The sequence below is a fragment of the Paenibacillus dakarensis genome (assembly GCF_001373415.1).
GTDB lineage: Bacteria > Bacillota > Bacilli > Paenibacillales > Paenibacillaceae > Paenibacillus_AQ > Paenibacillus_AQ dakarensis.
Window position 1 is genome coordinate 1 of sequence record NZ_CDSE01000039.1, and the last position, 11,426, is coordinate 11,426.

Genomic DNA, 11,426 nt, shown 5'->3' on the forward strand with positions numbered 1-11,426 from the left:
GCAGGCACGGCCGGCGGCGGACAAGCCCAGCCGCCGCACCAGCTGCGGGCGGCGGCATACACGCGCCAGGACCCCTTCAAAGCGGTCATATATGACCGCACCGGGGCCCTGAGCGGCTATGGACTCCAGCACGCGCTTGAAGCGCGCGGCTGTGTCCCGGAGATGAGCGACGAACGATATGTCGTTCTGCTCTTTACGTTAGGATCTACGGAGGAGGATGCCAATCACCTTTTATGGGCTCTCCGGCATATTGTAGAGGAAGGTGAGGCTGAAACAAGAGAGTCCAGTCACCTGAATCCGGTGCAAACCGAGAAGCCCCATGTTTCCACGTGGAACATTCCTGACAGCAAAAGACTATTTTCCGAGCCCGTTCAGTTCAGTCTGGTGCCTGGCGATCCGCAGCTTATGGAATCCATCTCTGTAGAGAACAGTGCAGGGAGGATTGCAGCCGAGATGGTTATTCCTTATCCGCCTGGAATTCCGATTCTGTATCCGGGTGAACGCATTACCGGGGACATTGCAGCGCAGCTCATTGCGATAAGAGATGCAGGTGCTAAATGCCAGGGGACGGAAGATCACTCTATGAGGACGATCCTCGTATACAAGAATTCAAGAAAGCAGGGAACCTAATGAACCGCAAACCATTATTTATTACCATTGAGGGAGGAGAAGGGACCGGAAAAACAACGATGATCGGCAGGCTGGCCGCCTATATGCAGAATAATTCGATACCTTACCTCATCACCCGGGAGCCCGGCGGTATCGACATTGCGGAAAAGATTCGTTCGATCATTCTGAATCCGGAGCATACGAGTATGGATGCCAGGACGGAGGCCTTGTTATATGCGGCAGCACGCAGACAGCATCTTGTCGAAAAGGTTGAACCGGCACTGGCTGAGGGATTGACGGTGATATGCGACCGTTTTGTTGACAGCAGTCTTGTGTACCAGGGGATCGCAAGGGGTATTGGAATCGACGAGGTATGGGCTATTAATCAATTTGCCATTGAGAACCGGATGCCGGATATTACGCTTCTTCTTGATATTGACCCGGAAACCGGACTATCCCGCATTATGTCAAACCCGGATCGAGAGTATAATCGACTGGATATGGAGAGCTTAGCGTTTCATCATATGGTGAGGGATGGGTATAGATTATTAGCGGGCCGATATCCTGATCGAATTAAGGTTATCGATGCGTCGAAATCACTATCCCAAGTCGAGCAGGAGATGATCCGCGTGCTGGAAAGCGCGATTTTAAAGGATTTTTAAGGATGATTGTCAAATAATATATTAGGCATTTAGGATGCCACACTATGAAAACGGAGGGGTTTCACATGAAGTTGATCGTTGCGATTGTACAGGATAAAGACAGCAACCGTCTTTCAGCAGGTCTGGTTAAGGCAAATTTCCGAGCAACGAAGCTGGCGAGTACCGGGGGATTTTTGAAGGCCGGGAATACCACGTTCATGATCGGGGTAGATGATGGTCAGGTGGAAAGCGTCATGAGTGTAATCCGTAATAGCTGTAAAGTACGTGAACAGCTGGTTACTCCGGTTACACCTATGAGCGGTACGACAGATTCCTATTTGCCGCTTCCGGTAGAGGTACAAGTAGGCGGAGCGACCGTGTTCGTGCTTCCTGTCGAGCGTTTTGAGCATTTTTAATAAATATACATTTTTAGATTTGTATTCAGGTATAATGAACGGTGTTGATACCTGCTTGTACGAACATGCTAGGTTAACTTTGGGGATGTTTTCTTAGGAGATCAGATGCTTATCACAACGCAGGGGTCAGGTTCTGATATCATAAGAAAGACATCTGCTTGAGTAGTGATGTACTGCAAATGAAATAATATCCTGTTGCCCGGGGGACAGTGCTATAAGATGCTCATGCTTGATGAGCAGAGTCTGTCCTCCGAAAAGTTGTTATCATAAGTTATGAGAATTGATTCAGCAGTATAAAAAGGCGGTAGATTTCGGTGAAGATTAATCCGGGCTTCAGGCCCATGAAAAGTGAATTGTCGGTCCCGGATAACAATACTAAACCGATCCAGCAAAAGACCTTCTCCGACATGATGCATCAGCAGGGTGAGAAGGCCTCCAAGGAGGAGTTAAATCGTCAGATGCGTGAAATCGCAATGCAGGGTGATCGACTGGCCCGTGCGATGACGATTAGGGAACTGAAGACATATCGCTTGATGGTGAAGAAATTCCTTGAAGAAACCGTCCGCCGGGGCGTAACCATGAAGGAAACGCGCGGATGGGATCGCAGGGGCCGCGGCAAGCGGTACAATGTCATCGATGAGATTGATTCGGTGCTGCTCTCTCTAGCGGATGATTTGCTGGAAAGCGAACAAGGAAAAATCGAGCTGCTCGGTAAAATCGGCGAAATTCGCGGAATGCTGATAAATTTGGTTTTTTAAAGATATGGAACGGTATGCCTCCTGGCGATACGATAATGTCATGGATCGAAGCAATGGAATGGGCAATCTGTGAAAATACCGTTTCTACTAGAAGGAGAAAGTGAGAGGACTTATGTCTTTTAACGATATATTAGGCCAGGAGACAGCGAAACAGCTGCTCCAGGGTGCGCTGCGGCGAGAAGCAGTCAGCCATGCTTATCTGTTCAGTGGACCTTCGGGTGCCGGACAGCTGGAGACTGCGATGACTTTTGCTAAGGCCTTATTCTGTACGGAAAGCAAGGATGATGCATGCGGTGAATGTTTGGAATGCCGAAAGGTAGAGCATGGCAACCATCCCGATTTAACACTGATTCAACCGGATGGAGCCAGTATAAAGATTGACCAGATCCGTGAATTACAGCGGATTTTTTCATATCGGTCCGAGAACAGCAATCCGAAGGTATATATTATAGACCAGGCCGATAAGATGACCGTTCAGGCTGCAAACAGTCTGCTGAAATTTCTGGAGGAGCCTCAAGTCCCGGCGGTTGCCATTCTTATTGCCGAGAATGGGCAAGCATTACTTCCAACGATCCAGTCCCGTTCACAGACGGTTCCCTTTAAGGCACTGAATCCGGAAATGATGGAGCAGGCTCTTACCCGCGAAGGGTATCCGCTGCCTCTTGTCCGGTGTGCGGTCCATTTGGCCTCAGGCCTTGAAGGATGCAGAAGAATTTTGAATGAGAATTGGTTTGCAGAAATTAGAAACGTAGTGTTACAATTAGGGAAGGAGTCTTTGAACCGAACTGGCTCGGCTATCATTACAGCTGGTCAGAAAGTGTTCAAGTCTGGACTCTCCGAACATCTGGACACGCTGTTTAGTTTGTTCCATTTATGGTTCAAGGATATGATACATGTCCAATACGGAAGACAAGATCGTCTCGTTTTCATAGATCAGGCGGAGTTTATCTCCGGTCACGCATCAGCCCGCAGCACGGCACAGTGGGTCTCCTACATGGATTTGGCCGCAGAGTGTCAGAAGAAGTTACGTTATAATGTGAACGGACAGCTCTGTCTTGAACAGTTATTATTGGGTTTGGGCGGAACTCCGGTGTGAGAGCAGCCCCCAGATCCAAGAACGGCCACTATGTACGGGCTAACAAGGGGGTTAATTTTTGTACAGTGTAGTAGGCGTTCGCTTTAAAAAAGCGGGCAAAATATATTATTTCGATCCGCTGGATCTTCCGGTGGAGAAGGAACAATCCGTTATCGTGGAAACAGCCCGCGGTATCGAATATGGTCAAGTTGTAATCGGGAAGAAGGAAGTGCAGGAGTCGGATGTGGTTCTTCCGCTGAAGAAAGTGATCCGTATTGCCGGTGATGCTGATGCTCAGGTAGTAGAGGAGAATAAGCTGGCTGCCAAGGATGCATTCACAACCTGTTTAAATAAAATTCGGGATCATGCTTTAAAAATGAAGCTGGTCGATGTAGAATATACGTTTGACCGCAATAAAATCATTTTTTATTTTACAGCAGAAGGCCGTGTGGATTTCCGGGAGTTGGTTAAGGATCTTGCCGGCATTTTCCGGACAAGGATTGAACTGCGCCAGATCGGCGTACGTGATGAAGCCAAAATGCTCGGTGGTTTAGGACCATGTGGACGTGTATTATGCTGCTCTTCATGGCTGGGTGATTTTGAGCCGGTATCCATCAAGATGGCGAAGGACCAGAGCCTCTCGCTCAATCCGACCAAAATTTCTGGTCTATGCGGAAGACTGATGTGTTGTTTGAAATTCGAGCATGACAATTATGAAAGCGTTAAGGAAGAACTTCCGTCCGCAGGTAAAATGGTCGTCACTTCTCTTGGAGAGGGTAAGGTCGTTGGCATCAATGCGGACAAACGGACTGTACATGTGCAGCTGTTTGAGATCGGTAAAGTCAAAGAACTTTCTTTAGATGACGTTGTCATCAAGTAGACCAATATAACGGTTACTTTCGGGGTGTAATCTTGGAAAAGAAAAACATTTTTGCGCGCATTCAAGAGATGGAAATACAGATGGGGCATATGCACAGTGAACTGGGTGAACTAAAGCTGGTCATCAAGGAACTGCTTGAAGACAACCATCGTCTCAGCCTTGAAAATGAACAGCTCCGGAAAGTTTTTAAGAGGGAAGTTCAATCGGCAGAATCGGATAAGGCAACCCCGCAAGAGCCGCCGGAGCTCATTAAGGATGAGGAAAACGGTGAGGATGTTGTTGGGGAAGGGTACGATAATCTGGCCCGGTTGTATCATGAAGGCTTCCATATTTGCAATGTCTATTATGGACATCTGCGAACAGAAGGGGATTGCCTCTTCTGTCTGTCCTTTTTGAACAAATAAGAAACCGTAGGAGAAAACTGCCTACGGTTTTTTTCTGAAGAGATATGGAAGTATAACAGCATATATTAAGATGGTAAAGGATTGGGATGATGAAACGAGAAGTGCTTCTGCACCATTCAGAACGGGTGGATGATCTATTAACCCAAGATATTGGTATTATACAGAGCGACGAGGTATTCAGCTTTTCGATGGATGCCGTGCTGCTGGCCCGGTTTGCGAGCATTCCGCGCCGCGGGCGTATTCTGGATATGTGTACCGGAAACGGTGTAATTCCATTGCTCCTGACTACCCGCAGTGAAGCGGTCATCGAAGGAATTGAAATTCAGCCACGATTAGCGGATATGGCCAGACGGAGCGTTGCAATGAATCACCTTGAGGATCGGGTAATGATTAGAGAAGGTGATTTAAGGGAGCTGTATTTAGAGACCGGGCATGGGGTTTATGATGCGATTACCGTAAATCCGCCTTACATGCCGATGAATGGCAGTGATATTAAGCTGAATGAGCACCAGGCAATTGCGAGACATGAAATTCATTGTACACTTGAGGAAGTCATTCAGTCAGGAGCAAGACTGCTTCGTCCTGGAGGCAAACTGAGCATGGTGCATAAACCGCTGCGATTAGCGGAAATCATCAGTTTGATGCAGAAATATCGTCTGGAGCCCAAGGTGATCCGGTTTGTCCATCCCCGTCTTCATATGGAGGCGAATATGGTACTTATCGAATGCATCAAGGATGGGAAACCGGAGGTTCGTCTGCGGCCGCCGCTGATTGTCTATGATGATCAGGGCAATTACTGCCAAGAGATGATGGAAGTTTATTATGGATCAAGTGAGGGAAGATCATGAACCTGACCTGTCAGAATAGCTTTGCTGCTCGCAAAGAAGGAGAGCCCGGATCACTGTATTTGGTGGCGACACCTATCGGAAATTTGGAGGATATGACATATCGTGCTGTGCGTATGCTTCAGGAGTGCGATATTATTGCCGCCGAGGATACACGGCAAACGCGTAAACTGCTCACCCACTTTAATATTCAACCGAAGTTATTGTTTAGTTATCACGAGCATAATAAGGGAGCGAGCGGTCCTGAAATTATACGCTATATAATAGAAGGAAAAAATGCAGCCATCGTGAGCGATGCCGGTCTGCCGGCCATTTCGGACCCTGGTTCAGACTTGGTCAGACTGGCTATTGCCGAAGGCATTTCGGTTATCCCGATACCGGGGGCCAATGCTGCACTGTCAGGTCTTATTGCCTCGGGTCTGCCAACCGAACGGTTTACGTTTATCGGATTTTTACCAAGGGAAAAGAAGGATATTATTGCACAGCTATCTTCCTTTCAAACGGCACAAGGTACACTTTTGTTCTATGAATCACCACACCGTGTGAAGAAGACATTAGAGATTATGAGCGAAACGCTTGGGGAGAGAAGGGCAGTTCTTGCAAGGGAGCTGACCAAGCGATATGAAGAGTTTGTGCGAGGCTCTATTACGGAGTGTCTGGAATGGCTGGAGGAACATCCTCCTCAAGGCGAGTATTGTATAATTGTTGAAGGGGCAAGTAAAGAAGAGGAGCAGCGGGAGAAGGATTCCTGGTGGCAGAATCTATCATTGGATGCACATGTGGAGCACTATCAAAACCAGGGAATGAGTCGTAAGGATGCCATGAAGAAAACGGCTGCCGATCGCGGTGTCTCAAAACGGGATATTTATAATTCCTTACTAAGTAATTAGTCCAGAGAATCAGGGAGCTGCTGCTTGCAGGGGAGGAATTGGAGCAAAAAAATACCTCCCTAGCGGCTTGGGTTCGTAGCCGAGGAAGGCGCAAGGAGATATTAAAAAGGTTAGAATTAACAATATAATAAAACCTATTATATACTATGTTTCTTAATTTGTCACAGGGGATGGAATTTCAGATATACATTCGTTGCAGACGATTTTACCTTTGAAGTAGGTTACATTCTCTGCGTTACCGCAGAAGATGCATGCAGGCTCGTATTTCTTGAGCATAATGCGCTCACCATCAACGTAGATTTCTAGGGCGTCTTTCTCGCCAATTCCGAGTGTACGGCGGAGTTCAATTGGAATAACGACCCGTCCTAGCTCGTCTACCTTTCTTACAATACCTGTTGATTTCATCATAACTGATTAATTCCCCTCTCGCCATAATTTAAAAAAGTCATAATTCGACATTGTTCTATTTTTTATGTTATTAATAGTACCAACGATTCCCAAATCAGTCAACCTATTTTTTTGAAAATAAGAAACTTATTTACGAATATATAGTGAACAAAACCCTCTATTTTCCTAGAAAAATGTCAAAAATGGCAGGTATATTAGCCTACTTTTTCGGATGTCGATTTGGAAAACAGGACTTTACTACTTTCGACATATTTCGACATTATATGTCAAAACTAGTGATAAAGTGATGTTTAATAGTTTATGAAAAGGAGATGAATACCATGCATTTACCGATTCGCGAGGAAAAAGTATTTAAAGACCCCGTTCATAACTATATTCATGTTCAAGACGACATCATCTGGCGGCTAATCAATACACCTGAATTTCAACGGCTGCGCCGGATCAGACAGCTCGGGACCTCTTTCCTGACCTTTCATGGTGCAGAGCACAGCCGATTTTCCCATTCCCTCGGTGTTTACGAAATAACGAGGAGAATCATTTCTCAATTTGAACGAAGCGGTTATTCAGATTGGCCTAAAGAGGAGCGTCTGCTTACATTGTGTGCCGCACTCCTTCATGATCTGGGACACGGACCTTTTTCCCATTCTATAGAAGAAACTTTTCATATGAATCATGAGGATTGGACGTGCCGTATCATCCTTGGTGATACCTGTGTGAACGAAATTTTGCAGGAAGTGGATTCTGATTTCCCGGCGAAGGTAGCCTCTGTCATAGACAAGACATATAAGAAGCCTATTGTTATCAATCTGGTAACGAGTCCACTGGATGCTGACCGGATGGATTATTTGCTGCGTGATGCATACTATACGGGTGTTAATTATGGAACCATTGATATTGACCGGATTCTCCGGATGCTTCGTCCTTACCGGGATCGGATTGTTGTGAAGGAATCGGGCATGCATGCTGTGGAAGACTATCTGATGTCGCGTTATCAGATGTATTGGCAGGTTTATTTTCACCCGGTCACCCGGAGCTCTGAAATTATTTTGAGGAAAATATTTAAGAGGGCTAAAGAGCTATATCATGGAGGCTATGCGTTTAAATTTATGGTGGACCCTCTTCCTGCTTTATTTGATGGCAATCCGACCGTAAGCCAGTATTTACGTTTAGACGAAGCATTAATTCAGACTAGCTTTTTGCAGTGGACGATGGAGGCAGATGAGATTTTGAGCGATTTATGCGGCCGGTTCATGCATCGTCGTCTCTATAAATATGTAGAAATCGACAACATTGATATGGAAACAATCGACCGGATTCGCCTAGCCTTTCAGGAGGCGGGATTAAACCCGAAATATGACTTTGAGATTGATTATCCAACCGACCTTCCTTATGATGTATTTCATTCAGGCTCTCCGGAGAGCAATAAACAAATTCTGCTGTTAGACAGGCATGAACGGGTACGGGAGATATCAGAAGTATCGGATATTGTTCGTTCAATCAGTGGAATTCATCGCGGACGGTACCTTCTGTATTTTCCTGAGGAAAAGATAATGGATGTGCTTCATACGCTGCCTATAGACATCGCTGATATGTTTCGACAGAGTGAATGATTATTCATGAGCGGGCAGCTTTATAAGAGCTATAAAATGCTGTAATTCAGTACGTTTTTGCGACAAGAGAGGAGATTATTACATTATGTTATTCGACACACATACACATCTGGATGCACCCGAGTTCGACGAGGATCGGGAAGAGGTCATTAACCGTGCGCTGGAGGCTGGTGTAACGCGCATGATCAATATTGGATTCAACCGGGAAACCATTCCGACCACCATGAAACTTGCTGAGAGCTATGATTTTATTTATGCAGCTGTAGGCTGGCACCCAGTAGACGCCATTACCATGAAGGATGGAGACCTGGAGTGGATCGCCTCTCTTTGCAGTCATGAGAAGGTTGTGGCTATTGGAGAAATTGGACTGGATTATCACTGGGATACTTCACCGAAAGAAGTGCAGCATAAGGTTCTGCGTCGTCAGATAGGACTGGCTCGGGAATTGAACATGCCGATTGTTATTCATAACCGGGATGCTCATGAAGATATTGTGAAGATACTGAAAGAGGAGAAAGCTTCTGAGGTCGGCGGTGTTATGCATTCCTTTTCGGGCAGCTGGGAAACAGCCAAATTATGTTTACATATGGGCTTTCATATATCGTTTGGGGGACCGATCACCTTCAAGAATGCAAGGCAGCCGAAAGAGGTCATTGCACAGGTTCCGTTGGACCGTTTGCTCATCGAAACCGACTCCCCTTACTTAACACCACATCCGTTTCGCGGGAAGCGAAATGAGTCTGCTCATGTACGATTGGTAGCAGAGGCAGCAGCTGGAATTAGAGGCCTGTCCCTGGAAGAAATAGGTTTAATTACGACCCAAAATGCTCTGGAACGATTTGGAATTAATTGAAATCGGGAGATAAACGGATGAAAAACAGAGCATTCACGACTAATTAAAGTTTTTTAATCAAAAAAGGCGACTATATTACAATTTTTTAACCATTTATCTGAAAAATGTGGTTGATTGCTGCTTTACAACATGTAGCGAAACAGGATATCATCTTTTCAGTGATACGAAGCTGAGCGAATGAACAGCCGAATATTTTATGAACCATCTCGCTTAATCTCCAAGTTAAATTGGAGAACGGGGGAACCGATACAAGCATAGCTGGCAGAGATTGCAGAGCTGAACTGTATTTGATTTCTTTATAGAGTCTTTGGGGTGAATTTGAGAGCATCCGCCATGAGCGGGTGACTTAAGATAGGGCGTCTCTCTTACGTCCGAACCCGACAGCTAACTCCGTAAGCGTAAGTAAGAGAGGCAAACTCGTGCATACCATTTTCTAAGACTTCAGGAAGCCACGAAAGAGTCTCTATAACTCTTTCTTTGGCTTTTTTTATTTTAGAATATTAGAGATGGGATCGTCATACTGTTGGTAAACAGGAGGTGACGATTTGTGTGTACGGGAAGATGGGGAATAACGCAGGGTGTAGAACTATAGCAGGGCACCCTGTGAGACAATTTGCTATAGTCGCGTCAATGAATCATGTGTCACCTAGACGGCGGGACTATGAAGGAGGATGACATAGTGGGCATTTTTCAACACGAAGAGACCCATGAATCACAATCATCCAGCATGTCTTACGCATTACGATGGAAGCATGAGAATTTGCGTCAACTGATGCTGGCCGCTATTGGTGCCATCGCAATTACATTACTCGTTATGCTGGTTGCCCACAATCGGGCGGGCAAAGAAGTTCACCTTGTGGTTGATGGTCGCATCACCACAGTGGAGACTCATGAGGCCTTGCTGCATGAAATGCTGGATGAGCAAGCCATTTCCCTGAAACCGCAGGATGAGGTTTCTATGCCGCTAAACGGTGTGCTCCAGGATGGAGACCGAATCATTATTAACCGGGCGGTAGCGGTGAAAATAACCGCAGACGGCAAACAAAACACTATATTTACTACCCAAGATACGGTTGGAGATGTACTCAAGGAGTCAGGCATTTCCATCAAGGGCGACGATACAGTAGTGCCTTCCCTGAAAACAAAAATAAAAGGGGAAGATGAGATCCGGATCGTTCGTGTCTCCAAACAAACGGTACAAGAAACCGAGAATCGTGCTTTCCGGGTAATCAAAACGGCCGATCCTTCTCTGGAAAAAGGAGATAATCGTGTCATTCAAAGCGGGAAGCCAGGTGTTGTTGTCCACCATATTGAGAAAGTATATGAGGATGGCAAGTTTGTTTCCAAGAAAGTGATCAAGAAAGAAGTTCAGCGTAAGACGAAGGATAAGATTATTGCTGTTGGTACGAAAAAAGTGGTAGTTCCTGATCCTCCTGTTGTTGAACCTGTAGCTGTTGAAAATACAGTGAAGAAAACAGCAGCAGCAGCTAAGCCTGTCACAGCTAAAGCCACAGTGAAGTCTTCTGCTTCGGCACAACCAGTGAAAAAGTCAGCTCCTGTTAAGGAGAAGGCGAATAACGTGGTTTCCAGAGCTGGCATTGACTTTGAATATAAGAAAGTTTTGAATAATGTTTCAATGACTGCATACTCTTCTGAAGAGAAAGGCATTGGCACCCGTACAGCTTCCGGCACACGTGTAACGGAAGGACGTACCATTGCGGTAGACCCAAATGTCATTCCAATCGGTTGGTGGGTATATATTGAAGGTATCGGCTTCCGTCGTGCTGAAGATACCGGTGGCGCAATTAAAGGGAACAAGATTGATGTATATTATGATTCCCTGAAAGCAGCGCTTAATTTCGGACGTAAAAACGGACGCACGGTGTATGTGATTGGACCTGTAAAACCGGAGCTCAACTAACGCATGATTTCCGTTTTACAATGCCATGCTAATGCTATACTATTTAATTACATGAATGTGATGATAAGAAGAGGATGAAAATCCTCTTCTTTTGTTTTGGGAAGGAAGTAGGGGCG

The 11,426-nt window shown here is 45.8% G+C and carries 13 protein-coding genes and 1 riboswitch; of the genes, 12 read left to right on the forward strand and 1 reads right to left on the reverse strand.

What is annotated here, in order from left to right:
• The 9 genes from BN1234_RS10920 to rsmI form a co-directional block, all read left to right on the forward strand.
• Positions 1-630 (forward strand): Orn/Lys/Arg family decarboxylase (locus tag BN1234_RS10920; RefSeq protein WP_503121317.1); only part of this gene is annotated, 630 nt, incomplete at its 5' end.
• Complete coding sequence (tmk, locus tag BN1234_RS10925) at positions 630-1,271, forward strand: dTMP kinase (RefSeq protein WP_054956699.1); 642 nt, start codon at positions 630-632, stop codon at positions 1,269-1,271. The genes BN1234_RS10920 and tmk, both read left to right, overlap by 1 nt.
• 65 nt (positions 1,272-1,336) lie before the next feature.
• On the forward strand, positions 1,337-1,666 hold the full coding sequence (darA, locus tag BN1234_RS10930; RefSeq protein ID WP_054956754.1) for a cyclic di-AMP receptor DarA: 330 nt from the start codon (positions 1,337-1,339) through the stop codon (positions 1,664-1,666).
• 314 nt (positions 1,667-1,980) lie between these two features.
• Positions 1,981-2,424, forward strand: a complete 444-nt coding sequence (locus tag BN1234_RS10935) for a YaaR family protein (RefSeq protein ID WP_054956700.1) — start codon at positions 1,981-1,983, stop codon at positions 2,422-2,424.
• Positions 2,425-2,536: 112 nt separating this feature from the next.
• Positions 2,537-3,520 (forward strand): DNA polymerase III subunit delta', encoded by a 984-nt coding sequence (holB, locus tag BN1234_RS10940; RefSeq protein ID WP_054956701.1) that lies wholly within the window; start codon positions 2,537-2,539, stop codon positions 3,518-3,520.
• A 58-nt stretch (positions 3,521-3,578) separates the two neighbouring features.
• The gene (locus BN1234_RS10945) at positions 3,579-4,379 is read left to right on the forward strand and encodes a PSP1 domain-containing protein (protein ID WP_054956702.1); all 801 of its coding nucleotides are present in this window, start codon (positions 3,579-3,581) and stop codon (positions 4,377-4,379) included.
• A gap of 32 nt (positions 4,380-4,411) precedes the next feature.
• Positions 4,412-4,783 (forward strand): DNA replication initiation control protein YabA, encoded by a 372-nt coding sequence (yabA, locus tag BN1234_RS10950; protein ID WP_054956703.1) that lies wholly within the window; start codon positions 4,412-4,414, stop codon positions 4,781-4,783.
• An 86-nt stretch (positions 4,784-4,869) separates the two neighbouring features.
• Positions 4,870-5,631: a tRNA1(Val) (adenine(37)-N6)-methyltransferase gene (locus BN1234_RS10955; RefSeq protein ID WP_054956704.1), complete on the forward strand. Its 762-nt coding sequence runs from the start codon at positions 4,870-4,872 to the stop codon at positions 5,629-5,631.
• On the forward strand, positions 5,628-6,518 hold the full coding sequence (gene rsmI, locus BN1234_RS10960) for a 16S rRNA (cytidine(1402)-2'-O)-methyltransferase (protein ID WP_054956705.1): 891 nt from the start codon (positions 5,628-5,630) through the stop codon (positions 6,516-6,518). The genes BN1234_RS10955 and rsmI overlap by 4 nt, the downstream gene beginning before the upstream one ends.
• Before the next feature lie 153 nt (positions 6,519-6,671).
• Here rsmI and BN1234_RS10965 read toward each other — a convergent pair whose 3' ends face one another.
• The gene (locus BN1234_RS10965) at positions 6,672-6,926 is read right to left on the reverse strand and encodes an AbrB/MazE/SpoVT family DNA-binding domain-containing protein (protein WP_054956706.1); all 255 of its coding nucleotides are present in this window, start codon (positions 6,924-6,926) and stop codon (positions 6,672-6,674) included.
• 320 nt (positions 6,927-7,246) lie between these two features.
• Here BN1234_RS10965 and BN1234_RS10970 point away from each other — a divergent pair, with 320 nt between their 5' ends.
• The 3 genes from BN1234_RS10970 to BN1234_RS10980 all read left to right on the forward strand — a co-directional run bounded on the left by BN1234_RS10970 (position 7,247) and on the right by BN1234_RS10980 (position 11,310).
• Positions 7,247-8,536, forward strand: coding sequence for an HD domain-containing protein (locus BN1234_RS10970; RefSeq protein WP_054956707.1), 1,290 nt, complete (start codon positions 7,247-7,249; stop codon positions 8,534-8,536).
• Between the two features lie 82 nt (positions 8,537-8,618).
• A complete protein-coding gene (locus BN1234_RS10975) occupies positions 8,619-9,389 on the forward strand; it encodes a TatD family hydrolase (protein WP_245640148.1) in 771 nt (256 codons plus the stop codon).
• Between the two features lie 197 nt (positions 9,390-9,586).
• Positions 9,587-9,803, forward strand: a riboswitch (cyclic di-AMP (ydaO/yuaA leader).
• Positions 9,804-10,068: 265 nt separating this feature from the next.
• Positions 10,069-11,310, forward strand: coding sequence for a resuscitation-promoting factor (locus tag BN1234_RS10980; protein ID WP_054956709.1), 1,242 nt, complete (start codon positions 10,069-10,071; stop codon positions 11,308-11,310).
• Positions 11,311-11,426: the final 116 nt, after the last annotated feature.